The organism is Desulfuromonas sp. KJ2020 (assembly GCF_024197615.1).
Classification (GTDB): domain Bacteria; phylum Desulfobacterota; class Desulfuromonadia; order Desulfuromonadales; family SZUA-540; genus SZUA-540.
On sequence record NZ_JAKUKE010000001.1, the window covers coordinates 92,232 to 113,804 of the forward strand.

The following is a 21,573-nucleotide window of genomic DNA, read 5'->3' on the forward strand; positions in this document are numbered from 1 at the left end:
TGCCCTTAGGAAGCGTTCAGGCCCCGCTGAAAAGCGGCCAGATTCTGCGCGACGAACTGCGGCGGGGCCAAGGTGCGGATGGCGGCCTCGCACTCAGCGGCGCTGCAGAAGAGCCTCCCCTGGCGCACCGCCAGGCCAAGCAGCACCAGGTTGGAGAGCACGGCGTTGCCCAGCTCCCGCGCCAGGCCGTCGGCGTCCAGGCGCACTCCTTCCCCGGCCCCGGCGGCATTGATGAACAGGGCGGCCTCCGCCTTGAGAAGGGGCTTGTGCACCGGCAGATTGTCTTCCCGCAACAGCAGGGCGACATCGGCCTGACCGGCGCGGATCAACGGGCTGGCGAAGGGGCCGACCTTGATGGTGGACAGCACGGTGCCGCCGCGCTGGGCCATGCCGTGGGTCTCGGCCGTCAGCACGGGCAGCCCCCGATCGACGGCCACCTGGGCAATGACGCGGGTGAGGAAGAGGACCCCCTGACCGCCGATGCCGCTGACAACAATCTGCTGCTTCATGCCTGGGCCTCCTTGATGATCGCCTTGACCGGGCAGACGGGAATGCAGGTGCCGCAGCCGACGCAGCGATCCTGATCGATGAGGGCGCGCCCCCCCACTTCATCCATGGACATGGCCGGACACTCGAACTGGTCGACACATTTGCGGCAGCCGACGCAGGCGTCGTTGATGGTCACGGCGAAACGGGCCTGCGCCTTGAGCACCGCCTTGTCCATAAGGCAGCCGTGTCGGGAGATGATCACCGCCACCCCGCCCTGCGGACTGCGGATATGGTCATCGGCCTGGCGCAAAAGTCCCTCCAGCTGTTCCTGATCGTAGGGGTCGCAAACTTCAAGAAAGTCCACCCCTGCCGCCCGCACCAGCGGTTCGATGGCCACCGCCCGGGTCGGCCGCCCCCCGGCCGCCCAGCCCAGGTGCGGAACGGGCTGGCCGCCGGTCATGGCGGCGGTGGCGTTGTCGAGGATAACGACGATAATACGCGCCTGCTGGATGACGGCGTTGACCAGGGCCGGCAGACCGGCATGGAAAAAGGTCGAATCGCCGATGGTCACCACGACGGTGGGAAAATCGCCATCCTGGGCATAGGCCTGATAGAAGCCGGCCCCCTGGCTGATGCAGGCCCCCATGCAGTGGGCGGTGTCCACGGCCTTCAAATTGATGCCGAGGGTGTAGCAGCCGATATCCGAGGGATAGATGCCCTTGGGGAAGGTCTTCTTGATGGCGTAGAAAGAAGTGCGATGCGGACAGCCGGCGCAGAGGGAAGGCCGCCGTCCGGGCGCCGCCTTGGCCAGGGCCGCCGGTTGCGGCAGACCGAGGAAGTCGGCCAGGGCGCGATGCACCAGGTCCGGCGTCATTTCCCCTTCGCGAGGGATGGCGCCGCTGTGGCGGCCGACCGCGCCGGCATGGGCCAGCTGCATCTCGATGACCGGGTAGGTCTCCTCCAGCACCAGAACCCGGTCGTAGCCGGTGTGCAGCTGTTCGATAAAGAGCGGACTCAACGGATAAGGCATGGTCACCTGGAAGAGGTCGTAACGGCCGCTCAGGCCCAACTCGTCCAGGAGGTCGACGAGATGCCCGTAGACGATGCCCGAAGCCACCAGGGCCGTGCGCGCCAGACTGTCATCCCCGACGGTCAATTTCGGCTGGAAGCGCGGATCCCGCGCGATCTGCTCCAGCTTGTCATTGAGCTGGCGGTGCAGGGCCGGCAAAAAGGCCGGCGTGGCGGCCCAGCGGGCCGGATCCTTCTGAAAGGCGGCCCGGCGGCCCAGGGCGACGGGTTCCGCCAGAGCGACGTTCTGCCGCGAATGACAGATGCGGGTTGTTGGCCGTAGTACGACCGGCACTTCGTACTCTTCGGACAACTGGAACGCCTCGGCCACCATGGCCTTGGCTTCGGCCGGGGTAGACGGATCGAGTACCGGCACCCGCGCGGACAGACAGAAAAGGCGGGTATCCTGTTCGTTCTGCGAACTGTGCGGGCCGGGATCGTCCGCCACAATGGCCACCAGGCCCCCTTTGACGCCGAGATAGGCCGTGCGCATGAAGGCGTCGGCAGCGACGTTGAGCCCCACCTGCTTCATGACCGCCGCCGCCCGCTTGCCGGTGTAGCTGGCGGCCAGGGCGACCTCGAAGGCGATCTTCTCGTTGACGGACCATTCGATATGCAAGGGCTCCACCGCCTCGTGCTGGCGGTCGATGACCGCCTGCAGCACCTCCGTCGACGGCGTCCCCGGATAGGCGGCGGCCACCTGGCAGCCCGCTTCGAGGAGACCACGGCCGATGGCCTCATTTCCCATCAGAAGTTGAACCTGATTTTCCATTGCTTACAAACCTTCCATACACCCGCGGGTAGCGGGCGAGATTATTTTCCCAACAGGCCTTTGGGCCTGACGAACAACACCAGCAGCAGCACCACGAAGGCGACCACGTCCTTATAGGCGCTGGAGAGATAACCGGCGGAGAGGGACTCGAGCAGTCCCAGGGTAAGTCCGCCGGCAATGGCTCCCGGAAAGGAGCCGAAACCGCCGAGGATGGCGGCAGCGAACCCCTTGAGGCCGAGCAGCACCCCCACATCGTAATTGAGGGTGGTGATGGGGGTGACCAGCACCCCGGCCAGACCGCCGAGAGCGCCGGCCAGAGCGAAGCTGGTGGCCCGCACCCGGCCGGAGGGGATGCCCACGACCTCGGCGGCGGTGGGGTTGGAGGCGACGGCCCGCATGGCCAGCCCCAGGGGGGTGCGATAAAAGAACCAGCTGAGCAGGACGATGGCCGCCAGGGTCAGCCCAAAGATCCACAAAGCCTGCGGCAGCACCGTGGCCCCCAGGATCTCGATGGGGCGGTCGGGGGAAAGGGGCGGCAGAGCCATGCGATTCTTGCCCCACACCAGCTTCATGATCCCTCGCAGGATGATGGAGAGGCCAACGGTGAGAAAAATCAGCACCAGATGGTGATCCGAACGCGAGGGGCGCAGACCGAAACGCTCCACCAGCATGGCCACCAGCGCCACCCCGGCCACGGCCAGCAGCAGGCCCGGCATCATGGGCAGGCCCAAGGCGAAGAGGGCGGAGAACATCAGCATCCCCCCCAGGGTGACGAAGTCGACCTGCACGAAGTTGACGATCCCCATGGTATTGTTGACCACGGAAAATCCCAGGGCGATGAGCGCATAGATGGCGCCGCTGGTCAGCCCTGAAAAGACAAATTGCATGAAATCCTGATACAAGCCAGCCCCCGTTCTCTCCCTGTCAACGGGGAAGAGTACCCTAAAACAGCCTCCTTTGAGAAGTATTAAATCCCCCTTTTGCCCTGAGAAGACCGCAGGGCGACAAAAAGCACAGGAGAGACTACCATTGGCCTTTATTTTGCGCCATAATGGGCGCCTCCACCTCACCAATCACCCTGACGGACGAAAGGAATGTCTGCCATGAGCGCCCCTGTCATCCCCCGCACTGAATCGGCTTATGCCTACCCCCTGCTCATCAAGAACCTGCTGCAAACCCCGCTGGTCACTAATCCCGAGCAGGAGATCGTCTACCGCGACCTGCTGCGCTACGACTACCGCACCCTGCATCAGCGCATCTGCCGCCTGGCCCACGCGCTGAAGAAGCTGGGGGTCAAGCCCGGCGACACGGTGGCGGTCATGGACTACGACAGCCATCGCTACCTCGAATGCTTCTTTGCCGTGCCGATGATCGGCGCCGTGCTGCACACGGTCAACATCCGCCTGTCGCCGGACCAGATTCTCTTTACCATCGACCACGCCGAAGACGATGTGCTGCTCATCCACAGCGACTTCCTGCCCATCCTCGAACAGATCAAGGGGCGCATCGACACGGTGAAAAACTTCGTCCTGCTGCAGGACGGCGCCGAGACGCCCGCCTCCCAGGTCGCCTTCGCCGGCGAGTACGAAAACCTGCTGCAGGCCTGTCCGACCCATTACGATTTTCCTGACTTCGACGAAAACACCCGTGCCACCACCTTCTACACCACGGGCACCACCGGCCTGCCCAAGGGGGTCTACTTCAGCCACCGCCAGCTGGTCCTGCACACCTTTGGCGTCCTGGCCGCCATCGGCACCCCGGCCAGCCAGGGGCGTTTTCACCAACAGGACGTCTACATGCCCATCACCCCCATGTTTCACGTCCACGCCTGGGGCCTCCCCTACGTCGCCACGGCTCTGGGAGTGAAGCAGGTCTACCCCGGCCGCTACGTCCCCGATCATCTGCTCGAACTCATCGACCGGGAAAGGGTCACCTTCTCCCACTGCGTCCCCACCATCCTGCACATGCTGCTCAAAAGCCCACTCATTGACCAAATCGACCTGTCCCACTGGAAGGTGGTCATCGGCGGCGCCGCCCTGCCCAAGTCCCTCTGCCTGGCGGCGATGGCCAAAGGCATCGATCTCTTCACCGGCTACGGCATGTCGGAGACCTGCCCCATACTCACCATCTCCCACCTGACCCCGGAAATGCTCGAACTCCCGGCCGAACAGCAGGCGGAAGTCCGCTGCAAGACCGGCCGGCCCATGCCGCTGGTCGATATCCGCCTGGTCGATGATCAGATGCGGGACGTGCCGGCGGACAGCGCCAGCGGCGGCGAGATCGTCGTGCGCGCCCCCTGGCTGACGCAGGGCTACCTCAAGGATCACAAGAACTCCGAGCACCTCTGGCGCGGCGGCTACCTGCACACCGGTGACGTGGCCGTGCGTGACGCCCGCGGCTACCTCAAGATCACCGACCGCACCAAGGACGTCATCAAGTCCGGCGGCGAGTGGATATCCTCCCTGGAGATCGAGGACATTATCGCGCACCATCCCGCCGTCAGCGAGGTGGCGGTCATCGGTCAGCCCGACGACAAGTGGGGGGAGCGCCCCCTGGCCCTGGTCGTGCTCAAACCCGAGGCCGAGGGGAAGACCTCCGAGAAGGAGCTGGTCGCCCATGCCCGCAACTACGCCGACACGGGGATGCTGTCCAAAACCATCGTCCTGTTGCGGGTGCGTTTCGTCGACGCCATCGACAAGACCAGCGTCGGCAAGATCAGCAAGACCACCCTGCGGGAAAAATACCTCTAAATCCTCGCCCGCCGCAAACAGCAAAGCCGCCCGTGTGTCACATGGGCGGCTTTTTTTGTCCTTGGCCTCTGTCAGGCTTTAGTGATGAAAGCTTAGCAGGATCGTTTTATTCCTGCAGGTGCAGCGTCGAGCGCTGGACCGTCTCGCAGTCGCGGCATTTGAAGATGCGCGTGTCGTGCCACCAGGGCTCTGTCCCCCAGTAGGAGGGATGCCCTTCCGAATCGATGTGTTCGACATCGTTGAAGTTCTTGGATTCTTGGCACTCGGGGCAAAAGAGCCAGACCTTGCCGTCGACACAGGCCTTGACGAATTCAGCGGGATTGGACATGGAGAACCTTCCTTTCAAATAAAACAGGGGAGCTTCAGCGTAGTGGCCGGCGCGTCTTCTGCTGCAGCAGCAGATCCATAAGGACCAGCGCTGCCATGCTCTCGATGATGGGCACGGCGCGGGGGACCACGCAGGGATCGTGGCGGCCGCGGGCCTTGAGTTCGACCTCGCGGCCAGAAAAATCGGCGGTGCACTGAGGCTGGCCGATGGTCGCCGTCGGCTTGAAGGCCACGCGGAAATAGATGGGTTCGCCGTTGGAGATGCCGCCCTGCACGCCGCCGCTATGGTTGGTGAGGGTGCCGAGGCGCTCCCCCTTGGCCACAAAAGGATCGTTGTGCTGGGAACCGAGCATACGGGCTCCATCGAAACCGGAGCCGATATCGAAACCTTTGCTGGCCGGAATGGAGAGCATGGCCGCCGCCAGAGCGGCCTCAAGCTTGTCAAAGACCGGCTCGCCCAGACCGGCGGGCACCTGCCGGCAGACGCAGGTGATGACGCCGCCGATGGAATCCTGCTGCTCCCGCGCCGCCAGAATGGCCGCCTCCATGCGTTTGGCTGCTTCCGCGTCAGGGCAGCGGACGGCGGAACCATCGACCTGGGCGCGGCTGATACGGTCCATATCCACTGTCGGGGCTTGCTCGTTGCCGATGGCGCTGACCCAGGCGACGATGTCGATGCCATACTCTTCGCGCAGATATTTTTCGGCCAGGGCGCCGGCGGCCACCCGGCCGATGGTCTCGCGGGCGCTGGCCCTGCCGCCACCGCTGGCAGCGCGGACGCCGTACTTCATCTGATAGGTGTAGTCGGCATGGGAGGGTCGGGGCACAGCGTCCGTCTCCGTGTAATCTCCCGGCCGGAAGTCCTTGTTGACCACCAGCAGGCAGATGGGGGTGCCGAGGGTGCGACCCCCCTCAACGCCGGAGAGGATGGCGACCTGATCCTTCTCGTCCCGAGGGGTCGTCAGCGCGCTCTGCCCCGGTCGACGCCGGTCAAGCTGCGCCTGGATATCGGCTTCGCACAGTGCCATATTCGGGGGGCAGCCATCCACCACCACCCCTACTCCCGGGCAGTGGGATTCACCAAAGGTTGAAATCCTGAAAAGCGTTCCGAATTGACTCGACATCCCCACTCCTGGCGAAAGGCTTCTTCGCCGGTCATTGCCGGCGAAGATCGCGGTTAAAGGCGGTCTGGACGGATAAAAAAGCTTGCATCCGTCCGTGAAAACCCGATTTAATTACAACGCCCCCTTGAAACTGTCAAGAAATTAGCGGTAAACCGGGGGAGTAGCCGGAAATCGACGTCGCCCTTCAACCCCGGCCGGCCCGTGTCCGGCGCCGGCGATGGGGCGACCAGCAGCTTGCGAGGAGGAACGATGAAAATCCGCAAAAAGATTCTCGACTATGAGTACGAAGAAGTCATCGACGTCAAGCACCGCGAACTGATCCGGGTGGCCTGCGCCGTCGCCGTCGGCTGCCCCGACTGACTGAAAAAGCACTTCGCGGTCGCGAAGGAAGCAGGAGCCAGCGAGGCGGAACTCAAGGAGGCCATGGCCTACGGCATCATCGCGCCATCAGGGCGAGCCAAGAACTTCACCCTGCGCATGCAGGAAGAACTCGAATTCTAAAGCCGCGGCCGCCCCTTACAGGCGACCGAGCAGACGCAGCAGACCGTCCAGCGCCGTGTAGGGGTGCGGCGGACAGCCGGGGATGTAGAGGTCGACGGGGAGCAGATCGCCGAGGCCGTTGTGGCACTCGGGACTGCCACGGAAGGGACCGCCGCCTATGGCGCAGGCCCCGGAAGCGATGACCAGCTTCGGTTCGGGCATGGCGGCGTAGGTGTCGAGCAGGGCGCTCTTCATGTTTTCAGTGACCGGCCCGGTGACCAGAATACCGTCGGCATGGCGGGGCGAGGCGACGAACTGGATGCCGAAACGGCCCAGGTCAAAGACCAGGGTACCGAGTACGTTGAGGTCGGCTTCGCAGGCGTTGCAGCCGCCGGCGGAGACTTGCCGCAGTTTCAGGGAGCGCCCGAACAGTTTTTTCATGCGGGCGTCGAGGGCTTCCGCCAGCGGGTAAACGTCCGCGTCGACCACCAGCCCGTCGCGGCGGCGGGACGCCAGCCGATAATCGCCACTGAAGGAGAGGGCGTCGTGCGTACAGGCTGTGCAGTCGGCGCAGAAGAGGCAGAGCCCCATATCGACCGCCACTTTGCCCTCCCGCCGCTGCACGGCGCCGTAGGGGCAGCCGCGCAGACAGTCGTCACAGCCGGAGGGGCAGCGCTCCGGCTGCAGACGGGGCAGCCCACGAAAACGCGCCGGCAGCACCGGCTCTTCCTTGGGGTAATTACCGGTCCGATAGCCCTGACGAAAGCGTTCAGCAATAATCTTCAACATCGCTCGTTCTCCATCCCCACCTACAGATCGATACCGCAGTAGGAAAGATTGAAACTCTTGTTGCACAGGGGAAAGTCGGATATTTGTTCTTCGCGCAGGGCCATGGCCAAACCGCTCCAGTTGCGGAAGGAGGGGTCCACGACCTTGTAGCGGGAAAACCGGCCGACGGCATCGGTCAGAGCCACATGCACGATTTCGCCGCGCCACCCCTCCGTCAACGCTACGGCCAGACTGTCCGGCGCCAGCGGAGCCACCTCGGCCCGCGTCGCGCCGGCGGGCAACCGGCTGAGCCAGTACCGGATCTGTTTGATGGAATCGTAGATCTCCCGCCGACGCACCTGGGCCCGGGCGAAGACATCCCCGCCTTCCTCTATGACCACATGATCGAAATCGTCGACATAGGCGCCGACCGGATGATGGATACGGGAGTCGATGGCCAGCCCGCAGGCGCGGGCCGCCATGCCGACCAGACCAAGGGACTCGGCGTCCTCGGTAGCGACCTTCCCCGTCCCCTCCAGTCGGGCCAGGGCCGAGGGACTGTCGAAGAAGAGTTCGATCGCCCCCCGCGTATCCTGTTCGATTACAGCCAGGCGCTGCAGAAGGTGGGCGACCAGCACCGGCTCGGCGTTGAAACCAACCCCGCCAGGACGAATCATCCCACGCCCGAAACGGCTGCCGCACAGTTCGGCACTCAGGTTGAGATAATCGCCGCGAATGCGGCCGCAGAAGCTGGCCGTCGGCAGAAAGCCCACATCCCCGGCAAGCGCGCCGATGTCGCCGACATGGTTGGCCAGACGCTCCAGCTCCAGCGATACCGCCCGCAGCACCTGCCCTTTCGGCGGCACCGCACAACCGCTTAAGGCCTCCAGCACTTGGCAGTACGCGGTGGCGTGGCCGATGGTCGTGTCCCCGGCCGCCGCCTCCAGCTGAGGCAGAGTGCTGGCCTGCGGACCGCCGCGCAGCAGGGCTTCGAGTCCCCGATGCTGAAAACCGAGGGAGATCTCCAGGTGCATGACCTTTTCGCCATGGCACTGAAAGCGGAAATGCCCCGGCTCGATCACCCCGGCATGCACCGGCCCGACGGCGACTTCATGCACTTCCTCCCCTTCAACCCGGTAGAATTCCATATCCCCCGGCACCGGATGCTCCCCCGCCGCCCGGCCCCAGGCATCCCGTCCGGGCACCCAGGATGAATGGAAACGCACCGGCTTGAGCCAGGGATGGCCTTCGGGCACCACGCCAAACTGTTCGGCGAGCTCCCGCTCGAAAAGATGCAGCTGGGGGATTTCCGGGGTCAGGGAAGGGAAACGGTAGCCGACCCGTGACCGCAGCAGATGCAGCTCTCCCTTCCAGTCGTGCGCGATCAGGGCAAAGAGTTCCACCTCGCCGGCCGCCGCCAAGTGCCCGAAGTAGGCGGCCACCCTCCCTTCCTGTTCCATATCGACCTTCAACCGGGGGCCGAAAGCCTCATAGTCGAGAACGGGGATCTCATCGAGCGGCACAGTCCCGCCATTTTTCACGATGGGCATCATGCGTTCACCTCCAGCAGAGCGGCGGCATCCCGCAGCAGGCGCTGCAGGGGCTCGGGCAGATAGAGCCCCAGCACCAGCACGACCAGCAGCAGGAAGAGGGGCGGCGCCACCAGGGGCAGCCGATCCGGAAAATACACCTGCTCCACATCCGCCTCCCCCTGGGTCACGGCCAGCACCGTGGCCCCCATGCCGATAAAGATGACAGCCAGCAGCACGAGCACCACAGCGCCCACCCACATCTGGCCAGCGGCGAAGATGCCGCGCAGCATGGTGAACTCGCTGAGGAAAGGGCCGAAGGGGGGCGAGCCAGTGATGGCCAGAAAGCCGGCCAGAAAGAGGGCGCTGGAGACAGGTAGTACCGAAAGCGCGCCCCGCACATCCTGCAGGCGCTTGCTGGCAAAGGCCCGGTGGATATTGCCGGCACAGAGAAAGAGACAGCCCTTGGTCATGGCGTTGTTGAGCAGATGCAGCAGAGCGCCGAAGGTGGCCAGACCACCGATACCGACCCCCAGCGCCAGCAGCCCCATGTGTTCGACGCTCGAATAGGCGAGCAGACGTTTGATGTCGCCCTGCCGGACCATAAAGATGGCTGCCAGCAGCAACGAGAGCAGGCCCATGCCGAGCAGCATCTGTCGGGCCAGGGCCAGATCGCCGGCCGCTCCCATCAGCTGCACTCCGCGCAGGATGGCGAGAAAGGCCACGGAGGTCAGACCGCCGGCCAGCAGGGCGCCGACCAGACCCGGCGCCTCGCCGTAGGCATCGGGCTTCCAGCTGTGCAGCGGCGCCAGCCCCATCTTGGTGCCGAAGCCGACCAGCAGAAAGACGAAACCGGCATGCAGCCAGGGGCGGGCCAGGGTTGGCCCCGCCGCCAGCAGCGCATCGAGCTGCAGGCTGACCGGGACCCCGTTGCCGAGAGCCGCATAGGCGACGAAGAGGATGCCGACCATGGCCAGGGCAATGCCCACCGAGCAGAGAATGAGATATTTCCAGGTCGCTTCGATGGAGAGGCGGTTGCGATTGTAGTAGATCAGCGGAGCACTGGCGATGGTCGTCGTCTCCACCGCCACCCACAGCAGCCCCAGATGACGCGCCGCCACGGCCAGGGTCATGGCCGTCAGAAAGATCAGCAGGCAGGCGACCATCAGGCGGTTCCCCCGTTCCGCATGCAGGTTGAGATAGGCAACGGCGTAGAGGGAACAGGCCAGGTAGAGCAGACTGGTCGCCAGCAGGACCAGCTGGGAGAGGGCATCGAGGCCGAGCCAGGGCGTTGCGGCAGGGGTCCCCTGACTGACCACGACGACGGCCAGCGCGAAGTGCAGGACACCGCTGACCGGCAGCAGCCAGCTCCGCACCCGGAAGGAGGGCAGCGCCACCGCCAGGGCGGCCAGGGCCAGGGGGAAACAAATCAGCAACATCAGCATCGTGTTATTCCTTCAGAACGGACAGCCTAGTGGTATCCACGGTGGAAAACTCCCGGTTGATCTGGTTGATCACAATTCCCATGACAAATACCGCGACGAGCAGATCAAGCAGCACCCCCGCTTCCACCACCAGGGGCATCGCCTCGCTGAGCAGGATGCTGAAAATGAAGATGCCGTTTTCCAGCATCAGATAGCCGAGCACCTGGGTGATGGCCTTGCGCCGCGTCATCAGCAGCATGAAGCCGGCAAAGAGGGTGGCCAGAGAGGTGGGGACGTAGAGCCCGCCCTGATGCTCCGGCAGCAGCGGCAGAAAATCAGCAAAGATAAAAGCTCCGGCCGTGAGCATGGCGCCGATGATCAGGGTGGGAACGAAACCGATAAGCGCCTCGACCTCGCGACGGATGCGTACCTCCCGGATGGCCCGCAGCAACAGCCAGGGGATGAACACGCCCTTGAGGAGAAAGGCGGTCGCCGTCAGCATCAGGGTGTGCCAGGAAATCCCGTGGGCCAGAATCGGCAGCAGCGCGATGAGGGCGCCCTGCAGAGCCACGACCCGAATGCAGGCCACCAGGCGGGCGCTGCCCAGAGTGAAGAAGTTGATGAGGATCACCAGTAGCAGGCAGAGGTTGCTCAATTCAATCATGGGTCGTAACTCCTAACGCAGCACCAGCACCAGGGCAAAAATCGAAATCAGCATGGTGCCGATGAGCACCTGAGGGACACGCACCAGGCGCAGACGAGCCATGGTCGATTCCACCACGCCGATCAGCACGGCCAGCAGCAGCAGGCCGCCGAGGTAGACGCCCCCGTCCAGCAGCGGGCTGCCCGTCTCAAAGGGCAAAGCCAAACGGACGACAAGAGAGCCCAGCACCATCAGTTTGAGGGCGGCGCCGTACAGGACCATGCCGAAAGCCGGGCCGCTGTGATCGAGCACCATGACCTCGTGGATCATCGTCAGCTCGAGGTGGGTATTGGGATCGTCGAAGGGAATGCGGGAATTTTCCACCAGCAGCACAACAAAGAGGCAGACGGTGATCAACCCCAGCGAGGCCGCCCCCCCTCTCCAGGAGGAGCCGAGGCCGCTGCCGAGCAGGGTCCCCAGAGAAAGACCATCGGCCAGACGGGCCAGGACGATGAGGGAAAAGAGCAGGGTCGGTTCGGCCAGGCAGGAGAAAGTCACCTCGCGGGCTGCCCCCATCCCCTCAAAACTCGAACCCGTATCCAGGGCGGCGGAGGCCACGAAAAAACGGGACAGCCCAAAGAGATAGACAAAGAGGATCAAGTCCCCCTGAAAAGAGATGGGCGCCGGCAGGGCGCCGAAAGGCAGCAGGAGGGCGGCCAGAATCGGCACGGCCAGCCCGACCACCGGTCCGGCCAGAAATACCCAGGTGGTCGTGTGGCTGAGGACGAACCCCTTGCGCCACAGGCGGGCCAGGTCATAGTAGGGTTGCAGCAGGGGTGCGCCCTGCCGGCCGGCGAACAGAGCCTTGGTGCGGGTGATCACCCCCTGCAGCAGAGGCGCAAACAGCAGCAGAAGCGCCAGGTGGACCAGAACATTGACAAACATCGAAGCCTCCTCAACCACCGGCGATTACCATAAGCAGGGTCAGCAGGGTCAAAGCGATATAGAGCAGATAAAAAGCGGGTCTGCCGTTCTGCAGAAAACGCCGCAGCAAGGTGAAAAGCCAGGCCAATCCCTGACTGAGCGGCAACAGGAAACGGTCGAGCACGGCGTCCGGCGTGTGGCTGGAAAAGCCCGTTTTTGCCGGAAAAAGACCCTTGGGGGGCTGTTCATGGCGACTTGTCCACAGCCCACCCCGGAAAAGCCCAACCAGCAGGTCGGCAAAGGAAGAGGCGCTGTACTGCATGCGAGGGGCTGGGAATTGGTAACCGCACCCCCAGGTAGCCACCCGCGGGGCCCCGGCATGGCCGCGTCGTTGCAGCCAGAGCCACAAACCGGCCAGCGTCAGCAGCAACAAAATAGCCACCAGGCTGAGGCGGGAGAGCGGCGCTAGGGGCGCTTCCAGCTCCAGTCCTGCGACCTGCGTCGACCAGACCGCCGCGGCCTGCTGCAGCAGGGGGGCGAAGGTCCAGGGGAGCAGGCCGATCCAGGCGCAGGCCGTCAGCAGAGCGAGCATGGGCAAACGCATGGACCAGACCGCCGGCTTGGCCGTGGCCGCCTCGGGGCACCGAGGTTCTCCTAAAAAGACCACGCCGAAGACCTTGACAAAGCAGGCCACCGCCAGTGCGCCGATGAGAGCCAGGACCGGCGCGACCAGCACAGCCCATGGACCAACGGCTCCCGTCCCCTTGAGCGAATCGAAAGCGCCCAGGTAAATCAGCCACTCACTGACAAAACCGTTGAGAGGAGGCAGCCCGCAGATGGCGACGGCACCGCCGAGAAAACAGACGGCCGTCCAGGGTAGACGCCGGAACAGTCCCCCCATGTGATCCATCTCGCGGGTTCCGGTAGAGTGGATGACCGCCCCCGCCGCCAGAAACAGCAGGGACTTGAAGAGACCGTGATTGACCGTGTGCAGCAGCGCCCCCGAAATTCCCAGCAGGATCATGGCCGGCTGCTCAAACGTGCGGCCGAGCAAGGCGATGGCCAGGCCGATGACAATGATGCCGATATTCTCGACGCTATGGTAGGCGAGCAGGCGCTTGATGTCGTGCTGGGCCAGGGCCAAAGCCACCCCCAGCACGCCGGATAGCGCCCCGAGCACCAGCAGCCCCACCCCCCAGCTCAGAGGAATGTCGGCGTAAAAGGAGGTCAGGCGCACCAGGCCGTAAATGCCGGTCTTGATCATGACCCCCGAGAGCAGCGCCGAGGCATGGCTGGGGGCGGCGGCATGAGCGCCCGGCAGCCAGATATGCAGAGGCATGATGCCAGCCTTCAGGCCGAATCCGAAAAGACCGAGCAGAAAGATCGCCGTGCCGGTACCGGCAGAGGCGAGGGTGGCCGCCGCCGGAAAGGCGAAGGAGCCGACCACAGCCGCCAGCAGGGCGAAGAGGGCAAAGAGGGCCAGGGTGCCCGTGTGGGTCGCCGCCAGATAGATCAGACCGGCCCGCCGGCTGTCCTCCTTGTCATCTTCGGTGGTAATGAGAAAGAAGCCGGCCAGGGCCATGGCTTCCCAGGCGAAGAGAAAGAGCAAGCCGTTTTGCGCCGTCAGCACCAGCATGAGAGCGCCGGCGATCAGGCCGTAGAAGAAGCGTAATTTCTGCGCGCTGGCCCCATGCCGTCGCTGGGGCCAGTAGCCGAGACCATAGACCGCGCCGGCACTGACCACCAGATAGAGCGGCAGGAGAAAAACGGCGGAAAGGGCATCGAGCTGCAGCACGAATTCGGCACCGGGCACCCCCCAGGGCAGCCGCAGACGATTCGTGGTCGGCGCCAGCAGGGCCATAATTGCGGCGGCCAGACCGCAGGTCGTTCCCAGCAGGGTCAGCAGGCAGCTCAAGCGCTCTCCCCAAAGGGCCTGGCGCCGGGCCATCAGGCCGGGCAGCCCGGAAAAGAGCAGCAGCAGGATCCCGGTCAGGAATAATCCCATGGTCATGGCACCCCCCTCCCGGCCCAGACACCCCAGGCCAGCAACAGGGTACAGGCCATGAAAATATAGAGCAGATAGACATGCAGTCGCCCCTGCTGCAGCCAGCGAAGACGCACGCACCAGTGGGTCACCCTGGCGATGCCGGGCAGGAACAGACGGGTCAGTACCGGGTCGAGGGACTGCTGGCTCAGGCCTATGTGCCCTGGAAATACCCCTCGCAACAGCGGGCGCTTGACCTGCGGAGCGAGGAGGTGCGGAACCAGGTGGCTCTGGGTCAACTCGGCATAGGCCTCACCCGTGTACTCGACCCGGGACGAGGAAAAGGCAAAGCCGCAGCTCCAGGTCCCGCGACGGGTGACAGGCCGGTGATGACGCAGCCAGAGAAGGAGGGCGGCGATGGCCAGGAGGCTGAGCCCGACGAGACCGTGGAACTGACCCAGTTTCTCCACGCGCAGCAGCACCGGGGCCAGGGCCGCCTGGCCGCCGGGAACGAGCTGCTCAAGGGGCAAGGCCAACAGAGCCAAAGCGCCCTGAGGGAGCACGCCGACAAGCAGACAGCCGGCCAGCAGTGCGCCCATGGGACCCAGCAGAAACAGCGAAGACTCATGCGCCTGCTCGGCCGCCAGACTGCGGGGGCTGCCCAGCAGAACAATCCCGGCCAGGCGGGTAAAGGCCAGCACGGCCAGCGCACCGACCAGGCCGAGAAGACCGACCAGCAGCAGGGAAAGCAGGCCGCTGAAACCGGCATCCAGCACGCCCTCCTGCAGCAGACCCAAATAGATGAGCCATTCACTCACCAGGCCGTTGAAGGGCGGCAGGGCGGCGATGGCCAGACAGCCGCCGAGCATGAGGCCGCCCGTCCAGGGCATGCGCTTGAGCAAGCCGCCGAGCTGATCCATATCCCGCGTTCCCGTGGCATGCAGAACGCTGCCGGCGCCCAAAAAGAGCAACCCCTTGAACAGGGCATGATTCCAGATGTGCAGCAGGCCGCCGGCAAATCCGAAGAGGGCCAGCGTGGGATGCCCGTTGGCCTGCGCGAAAAAGCCCAGGCCCAGACCGAGAAAGATGATCCCCACATTTTCAATGGTCGAGTAGGCCAGACACCTTTTGATATCCCGCTGGAAATTGGCCAGGACAATGCCATAGAGGGCGCCGGCGCCACCCAGGGCCATGAGGACGACGCCGGCCAGCGGCAACGCCGACGGCAGAAAGCTGCCGGCGCGCAGGATGCCGTAGACCCCCACTTTCACCAGCACTCCCGACATCAGAGCCGACACATGGCTGGGAGCGGCGGGATGGGCATCGGGCAGCCAGACATGCAGGGGAAAGAGACCGGCCTTGACGCCGAAGCCGGCCAGGGCGGCGACAAACAGCAGGCCGGTCGTCTGGGGTGAAAGCTGCGCCAGGCCGGTGAAGGCGGCGAAATCGAAACTCCCGCAGAGGGTGCCGGCCCCCGCAAAAAAGGCCAGCAGCAGCACCAGTCCCAGGTGGGCAACGACCAGATAAAGCCAGGCGGCCTCTCTCACCTCGGCCTGACGATGCTCAAAGGCCACCAGAAAGAAGGAAGTCAGCGTCATGACCTCCCAGGCCATGAGGAAGAGCACCGCATTGGCGGCAACCACGACCAGAATCATGGCCGCAACCATCATGTTCAGGAAAAACCAGTGCGGACCCAGGGCGGCCGGGTGGGCGTGTCCCTGCAGATATCCCGGTGCGTACAGGGCGCAGAGCAGAGCCAGCAGGCACATGGGCAAAAGAAAAAAAGCAGCGAGGGGATCCAGGTAGAGGGACAGGTGACCACCCGGCACCCCCCAGGCCAGCGTCCAGGACTGAGGCGCATCAGCACGCAGACCCGACAGAGCCGCCAGCAATCCCGCTAAAGCGCCCGCCACCATACCGGCCCCACCGAGCACGGCGGCCAGCCGCGGCCAGCGGGAACTGCACAGAGCGAGGAACCCCGTGGCGGCAAAAATCAGGAGGGCCAACAGCAGCAGGTTCATACCATCTCTTTCGGTGAACTAAAATCCGGACGGTCGAACTGGAAATCAGCCAGGTGGCGTCGCCTCCAGAGAAAATAGCCGAGACCGGCACTCGCGCAGCCGGCGGCGGCAAGTAAAAGCGCCGGGATACCGACCCAGGCGTAGGCGAGGCCGCCGATGAGGCCACCGCTGAAAAAACCTCCCAACAGAGTCGTCAGCAGAAAAAGCTTCCACCACTCGATGTGCCGGTAACGGAGTCCCTGTCCGATCAGGACTCCGATATCCGTCACCATGCCAGACACATGGGTGGTGCGGATGATCAGCCCATAATAGCTGCTGGCCATGGCGTTCTGCAGACCGCAGGCCATGGCCGCCAGGGGGATGCCGATAGACAGCTGGGCCATGAGCAGAAAGGTGGCGGCGCCAATAATAGCCCCCTCTATCATCATGGTGATGCCGTAGCGTCGACCAGGGCGGACTTGCGTGGAGCCAATGATCAAACCGCTCAATACCGCGCCAGCCAGGAACCCGGCAAAGATGGAGAAGGCACCAACCAGATCGCCCCGGTTGGTGGTGGTGATATCGATGGCCAGGCGTGAGACGGCGCCGCTCATATGACTGACCGGCACATGATAGATCCCCAGCAGAACCACATTGACAAACCCGGCGACCGAAGCGAGCAACGCGCCGAAGACGAAGACCCAGGGACGCTCGCGATAGAGATTCTTTTTGGTCTGATCAAGCGAATAGGGCATGCAGCTGAGAACTCCGACAATCTTTCAAATCCACGCTCACGAAAAACCGATCCAGCCGGTCTTTCCCCGACGGCCCGCCTCTTCTATTTTTGGCAGCGGTCCTCGGCGCGACGCAGCGCCGCGCCAATCTCCTCCCGGCTCCCCGGTTCCGCCAGGGTTTTGCGAAAGTTGCGGTCGCGCAGGACAAAACCAAGGAGCGAGAGAAGATGCAGATGCGCGCGCAGGGTGGGGGCAATAAGCGTAAAGAGCACCTGAACCGGGATACCGTCGAGGGCGTAAAAATCTACCGGCTGCTCAAGAAAGCACAACGTCACCGTCGGTCGGGTGACATGCAGCAGCGACGGATTACGCGGATGCGGCAGGGCGATCCCTTCGCCAATGCCGGTGGAAGCCAGCTTTTCGCGGGCGATGAGCACCCGGCACAGGTAATCGCGATCGACCTCATCGGGCAGTCGCAGATGTTCCACCACATCGGCCAGCACCTCGTCCCGACTTTTCCCCTCCAGGCGGTAGAAGATTCCCCCGGCCTCGATGGCCTCGCTCAGGTGCGGCAGCGGCAGGGCATCGCCTTCCGGCTCGGCCAACAGTTCGGGCGAGATGCCCATGCGCCGCGACGTCGCCCATTCCAGCAACTCGGCCCGATTAAAGCGATAACTCTCATGGACCTTGTAGGCCGGCACAAGCTCCTGCTTGATCCAGCGATAGATGGTCTTTTCGGAGACCGACAGCAACTTGGCGGCGTCTTTAACAGAAACGTTCATTTTTATCACCTATGACATATGTCATTTCATTTGGACATCTTTGGACATTATTTTTCTCTCTGACCAAATTGTCAACAGCTTTATGGCCCCGAAAAGATATTTATAGGAAAATCTATATAAACTTCTTCTCGACAAAGGCTTCCCCCGACGACAGCCTTCTGCTACAGTCCCCGCCAAGCAGGTAAATCAGAGGAAATCTCATGCCCACCCCCTTACCAAGCACCCAGATGTTCTGCACCCAACCCTTCGACTGGTGCGAGATTCACCCCGACGGCCAGGTCTTTCTGTGCTGTCCGGCCTGGCTGAAGACCGCCATCGGCAACCTGCTGCAGGCCCCCCTCGGCCAGATCTGGAATGGCGAACAGGCTCGCCAGGTGCGCCAGGCGATCCTCAATGGCAGCTTTTCCGGCTGCAACCGTCAGCGCTGTCCCCGCCTGGCCAGCGCCACCGCACCGGTCAGCCCCCTGGAACAGGTGGCCGATCCGGACATCCGACAGGCGCTGCAGAACGGCGCCACCACCCTGGTCTACGGCCCCAAGACCCTCAACCTCTGCCACGACCGCAGCTGCAATTTGGCCTGCGCCAGTTGCCGCCGCGACTTTCACCTGGCGCGGGGAACCGCGCTGGAGACCGTTACCGCCCTGACGGAAAAGATCCGCCGTGAAGCGGGCCCCTCGGCCGAAACCCTGATTCTCAGCGGCACCGGCGACCCTTTCGGCAGCCCGACCTATCGAGGGCTGCTGCAGCACTTCGATGCCAGGGATTTCCCCCGGCTGAAAAACATCCGCCTGCACAGCAACGGCCAGCTCTGGACCGAAACCCTGTGGGAGTCCATGGCGCCGATTCACCCCTACGTGCAGACTGCCGAGATCTCCATCGACGCCGCCACGGCCGCGACCTACGCCCTCAACCGCCATGGCGGGGATTTTCGGCAGCTGCGCGCCAACCTGCGCTACATCGCCGGCCTGCCCATCGCCCTCACCTTCAGCTTTGTCGTCCAGGCCAACAACTACCGGGAGATGCCGGCCTTTGTCGAATGGGCCCATAGCCTGGGCGCCGCCGTCTATTTCAGCCAGCTGGTCAACTGGGGCACCTTCAGCCGCCAGGAGTTTGGGATCCGGGCCGTACACCGGGCCAACCATCCGGAGCACGCCGATTTTCTCCTCATACTGCGTTCACTCGCCGACCGACCCCGGGTCGACCTCGGTAACCTCAGCCCCCTGTTGGCAAGAAAGGACGCGACTCAAGGCGATTGCGTCGACTGACCCTAGGCCTGCGCCAGCAGCTCCTCAAAAAAACTGTTTGCTTTTTAGGCAAACAGTGCCTATAGTGCGTAGTTCAGCGTTAACGCTACCAGCGGAAAAGTCCTCTATCGCCGGCCCGCCCGGTTTTTCCTCTGCCCCATCGATCACTGACCCCCCTGCAATCATTCCCTTCGGATATTGCGCAGCACTTCGGTTGGCGACGATGCGTTCATGCCAACGGTGTTGTGCAAGGCCGTTCCCCTTGGGACAATCGTTTGTCCCAGCGGTATCGCACCCCGAACTTTATTCACTGTTTCGTCTTTCGACCAGTCCTTGCGAGTCTGCCTAGAGGAAGGCTTCAGGCCTTGCGGCTGCAATGACGCGTGTCTTTGACGAAATCAGCAAGGATTCTGCATGTCTTTTACCGAACTCAACCTGTCCGCCCCCGTCCTCAAAGCCGTCCTCGAGTGCGGCTACACCACCCCGACCCCCATTCAGGCCAAGGCGATTCCCGAAGCCCTGCTGGGCAAGGACCTGATCGCCAGCGCCCAGACGGGCACCGGCAAGACCGCCGCCTTTATGCTGCCGGCCCTCGAACGTCTGGCTACGTTGAAAAAAGGCCCCAAGGGCGCTCCGCGCATTCTGGTACTGACGCCGACCCGCGAACTGGCCAGCCAGGTGACCGACGCCACCCGCAACTATGGCAAGTACCTGCGCGTTCGTAGCGCAGTCATCCTGGGCGGCAGCCCCTACCGCGACCAGTTCAAGGCCCTGTCGCAGCCTCTTGACCTGGTCGTCGCCACGCCGGGACGCCTCATCGACCACCTCGATCGCGGCAGCCTCGATCTGTCGCGCGTCGAAATCCTCGTCCTCGACGAGGCCGACCGCATGCTCGACATGGGCTTTCAGCAGGATGTGGAAAAAATCACCGCCGCCACCCCGGCCGACCGCCAGACCCTGCTCTTTACCGCCACTCTTGATCAGGCCATGACCAAGCTGGCCATGGCCCTGCTGAAGAACCCGGTAAAGATCGCGATGGCACCCCAGGGTTCCACCAGCCTGAAAATCGAGCAGCGCCTGCATGTGACCGACAATCTGGAACACAAACAACGCCTGCTCGAACACCTGGTCACCGACGGCAGCATGAACCAGGCCATCATCTTCTCGGCCACCAAGCGCGACGCCGACCGCCTGGCTCAGGAGCTGTCTTCCCGTGGCCATCGCGCCGCCGCCCTGCACGGTGACATGACCCAGGGCGCCCGCAACCGCACCGTGCGTGACCTGCGCAATGGCCGCGTCAAGCTGCTCGTCGCCACGGACGTCGCCGCCCGTGGCATTGACGTCACCGGTATAAGCCACGTCATCAACTTCGATCTACCCAAGTTCGCCGAGGACTATGTCCACCGCATCGGTCGCACCGGCCGCGCCGGCGCCAGCGGAACCGCCATCTCCTTCGCTTCCGGGAGCGACGCCCTGGCCCTGCAGCGCATTGAGCGCTACATCGGCCAATCGCTGCCCCAGCATGTCGTTCCCGGCCTGGAGCCGACCCGCGGCCTCCACCCGCAGCCGCGCCGCACCAGCCGCAAACCCCAAGGCGGCAAACCCGTGCGCCAGCAGCGCACCTACGGCAAAACCGAAGAGGGCCGCCCGCAACAACGCCGCACCGGCAATGCTGGTCGCCCCTTTGGCGCCAAGCCCAAGAGCGAGCCCGTGGTGATTCACCGCCGCAGCCGCTGATAAAACCGCTGTCATCCCGACCAAAAGCCGGTACGCTTTGTGCGCACCGGCTTTTTTGTTTCCTGCCTCCCGCTGAACGCAGTTTTTGACAACCCTTCGCTGGTTGTGCTATCTATAACGATTCGCATACGAATCTTTTGCTCCCTAATATTTTTGAACTATTTTGCATAGAGGTCATCACATGACGTCTCAACCTGAAAAACCGGCTACGAAGCCCCACGGAACTCGCCACACCACAGAGGCCGACAGCCAGAAACCACCCCGCATCCCTTCAAACAGCTACGAGCTGCGCATCCTCCAGGCCCTGCGGCGCATTATCCGGGCCACGGAAATTCATTCGCAGAAGCTGATCCAGCAGCACAACATCACCGGCCCCCAACTCGGCTGCCTGCTGGCCCTCATCGATCACGGCCCCCTGCCTACGACGGTGCTGGCCCAGAAAATCTACCTCAGCCCGAGCACTGTGGTCGGCATTGTCGACCGCCTTGAAGAGAAGGGTCTGGTCGTGCGTCAGCGCAGCAGCCGCGACCGCCGACAGGTGCAGGTGGCGGCCACGGAGGCCGGACAGGCCCTGGCCACCGCGGCGCCCAGTCCCCTGCAGGAATCCTTGGCCGACGCGCTGAAGGAATTGCCGGAGCTCGAAAGGGTCTCCATCACCCTGTCCCTGGAGAAAGTCGTGGACTTGATGGAGGCGCGCAAAATCGACGCGGCCCCCCTGCTGGCCACGGGCCCCATCGCACCACCGCCAGACCCTGTCAACCCTTGACAGCCTTGTCCGTTTTTCCCGCTCCGGT

General features: G+C 63.8%; 19 protein-coding genes. 5 read left to right on the forward strand and 14 right to left on the reverse strand.

What is annotated here, in order from left to right; genetic code table 11:
• Positions 1 to 5: 5 nt before the first annotated feature.
• Genes MJO47_RS00455 through MJO47_RS00465 form a run of 3 tightly spaced genes read right to left on the reverse strand, consistent with a single transcriptional unit; the run spans position 6 to position 3,216 of the window.
• Positions 6 to 509, reverse strand: coding sequence for a 2-oxoacid:acceptor oxidoreductase family protein (locus MJO47_RS00455; protein ID WP_253959153.1), 504 nt, complete (start codon positions 507 to 509; stop codon positions 6 to 8).
• Positions 506 to 2,329, reverse strand: coding sequence for a thiamine pyrophosphate-dependent enzyme (locus MJO47_RS00460; RefSeq protein ID WP_253959154.1), 1,824 nt, complete (start codon positions 2,327 to 2,329; stop codon positions 506 to 508). The genes MJO47_RS00455 and MJO47_RS00460 overlap by 4 nt, the downstream gene beginning before the upstream one ends.
• Positions 2,330 to 2,370: 41 nt before the next feature.
• Positions 2,371 to 3,216 carry a branched-chain amino acid ABC transporter permease gene (locus tag MJO47_RS00465; protein WP_253959155.1) on the reverse strand — a complete coding sequence of 282 codons (846 nt, stop codon included), beginning with the start codon at positions 3,214 to 3,216 and terminating at the stop codon, positions 2,371 to 2,373.
• Positions 3,217 to 3,432: 216 nt separating this feature from the next.
• Here MJO47_RS00465 and MJO47_RS00470 point away from each other — a divergent pair, with 216 nt between their 5' ends.
• On the forward strand, positions 3,433 to 5,079 hold the full coding sequence (locus MJO47_RS00470; protein WP_253959156.1) for a fatty acid--CoA ligase: 1,647 nt from the start codon (positions 3,433 to 3,435) through the stop codon (positions 5,077 to 5,079).
• Positions 5,080 to 5,185: 106 nt separating this feature from the next.
• On the opposite strand, the gene MJO47_RS00475 is transcribed toward MJO47_RS00470, so the two are convergent.
• Positions 5,186 to 5,407, reverse strand: a complete 222-nt coding sequence (locus MJO47_RS00475; protein WP_253959157.1) for a hypothetical protein — start codon at positions 5,405 to 5,407, stop codon at positions 5,186 to 5,188.
• A gap of 34 nt (positions 5,408 to 5,441) precedes the next feature.
• Positions 5,442 to 6,530: a chorismate synthase gene (gene aroC, locus MJO47_RS00480; RefSeq protein WP_253959158.1), complete on the reverse strand. Its 1,089-nt coding sequence runs from the start codon at positions 6,528 to 6,530 to the stop codon at positions 5,442 to 5,444.
• Positions 6,531 to 6,779: 249 nt separating this feature from the next.
• On the opposite strand from aroC, the gene MJO47_RS15505 reads away from it, so the two are divergent.
• The gene (locus MJO47_RS15505) at positions 6,780 to 7,031 is read left to right on the forward strand and encodes a GSU3128 family (seleno)protein (protein WP_305882380.1); all 252 of its coding nucleotides are present in this window, start codon (positions 6,780 to 6,782) and stop codon (positions 7,029 to 7,031) included.
• A 15-nt stretch (positions 7,032 to 7,046) separates the two neighbouring features.
• Here MJO47_RS15505 and MJO47_RS00485 read toward each other — a convergent pair whose 3' ends face one another.
• The 9 genes from MJO47_RS00485 to MJO47_RS00525 all read right to left on the reverse strand — a co-directional run bounded on the left by MJO47_RS00485 (position 7,047) and on the right by MJO47_RS00525 (position 17,798).
• Positions 7,047 to 7,799: a hydrogenase gene (locus MJO47_RS00485; protein ID WP_253959159.1), complete on the reverse strand. Its 753-nt coding sequence runs from the start codon at positions 7,797 to 7,799 to the stop codon at positions 7,047 to 7,049.
• A 20-nt stretch (positions 7,800 to 7,819) separates the two neighbouring features.
• Positions 7,820 to 9,331: an NADH-quinone oxidoreductase subunit C gene (locus tag MJO47_RS00490; protein ID WP_253959160.1), complete on the reverse strand. Its 1,512-nt coding sequence runs from the start codon at positions 9,329 to 9,331 to the stop codon at positions 7,820 to 7,822.
• Entirely contained in the window at positions 9,328 to 10,752 is a 1,425-nt protein-coding gene (locus tag MJO47_RS00495; RefSeq protein ID WP_253959161.1) for a proton-conducting transporter membrane subunit, read from the reverse strand. The genes MJO47_RS00490 and MJO47_RS00495 overlap by 4 nt, the downstream gene beginning before the upstream one ends.
• 4 nt (positions 10,753 to 10,756) lie before the next feature.
• Positions 10,757 to 11,395, reverse strand: a complete 639-nt coding sequence (locus MJO47_RS00500; RefSeq protein ID WP_253959162.1) for a hydrogenase — start codon at positions 11,393 to 11,395, stop codon at positions 10,757 to 10,759.
• A 12-nt stretch (positions 11,396 to 11,407) separates the two neighbouring features.
• On the reverse strand, positions 11,408 to 12,319 hold the full coding sequence (locus tag MJO47_RS00505) for a respiratory chain complex I subunit 1 family protein (protein ID WP_253959163.1): 912 nt from the start codon (positions 12,317 to 12,319) through the stop codon (positions 11,408 to 11,410).
• A gap of 10 nt (positions 12,320 to 12,329) precedes the next feature.
• Positions 12,330 to 14,309: a proton-conducting transporter membrane subunit gene (locus tag MJO47_RS00510; RefSeq protein ID WP_253959164.1), complete on the reverse strand. Its 1,980-nt coding sequence runs from the start codon at positions 14,307 to 14,309 to the stop codon at positions 12,330 to 12,332.
• Positions 14,306 to 16,303: a proton-conducting transporter membrane subunit gene (locus MJO47_RS00515; RefSeq protein WP_253959165.1), complete on the reverse strand. Its 1,998-nt coding sequence runs from the start codon at positions 16,301 to 16,303 to the stop codon at positions 14,306 to 14,308. Before MJO47_RS00515 ends, MJO47_RS00510 begins: the two co-directional genes overlap by 4 nt.
• Positions 16,300 to 17,037, reverse strand: a complete 738-nt coding sequence (locus tag MJO47_RS00520) for a YoaK family protein (RefSeq protein WP_253959166.1) — start codon at positions 17,035 to 17,037, stop codon at positions 16,300 to 16,302. Before MJO47_RS00520 ends, MJO47_RS00515 begins: the two co-directional genes overlap by 4 nt.
• An 83-nt stretch (positions 17,038 to 17,120) precedes the next feature.
• Positions 17,121 to 17,798: a PTS sugar transporter subunit IIA gene (locus tag MJO47_RS00525; protein ID WP_253959167.1), complete on the reverse strand. Its 678-nt coding sequence runs from the start codon at positions 17,796 to 17,798 to the stop codon at positions 17,121 to 17,123.
• Between the two features lie 200 nt (positions 17,799 to 17,998).
• On the opposite strand from MJO47_RS00525, the gene MJO47_RS00530 reads away from it, so the two are divergent.
• The 3 genes from MJO47_RS00530 to MJO47_RS00540 all read left to right on the forward strand — a co-directional run bounded on the left by MJO47_RS00530 (position 17,999) and on the right by MJO47_RS00540 (position 21,545).
• The gene (locus MJO47_RS00530) at positions 17,999 to 19,063 is read left to right on the forward strand and encodes an SPASM domain-containing protein (RefSeq protein WP_253959168.1); all 1,065 of its coding nucleotides are present in this window, start codon (positions 17,999 to 18,001) and stop codon (positions 19,061 to 19,063) included.
• 393 nt (positions 19,064 to 19,456) lie between these two features.
• Positions 19,457 to 20,779 carry a DEAD/DEAH box helicase gene (locus tag MJO47_RS00535; protein ID WP_253959169.1) on the forward strand — a complete coding sequence of 441 codons (1,323 nt, stop codon included), beginning with the start codon at positions 19,457 to 19,459 and terminating at the stop codon, positions 20,777 to 20,779.
• 181 nt (positions 20,780 to 20,960) lie between these two features.
• Positions 20,961 to 21,545, forward strand: coding sequence for a MarR family winged helix-turn-helix transcriptional regulator (locus tag MJO47_RS00540; protein WP_253959170.1), 585 nt, complete (start codon positions 20,961 to 20,963; stop codon positions 21,543 to 21,545).
• Positions 21,546 to 21,573 lie beyond the last annotated feature (28 nt).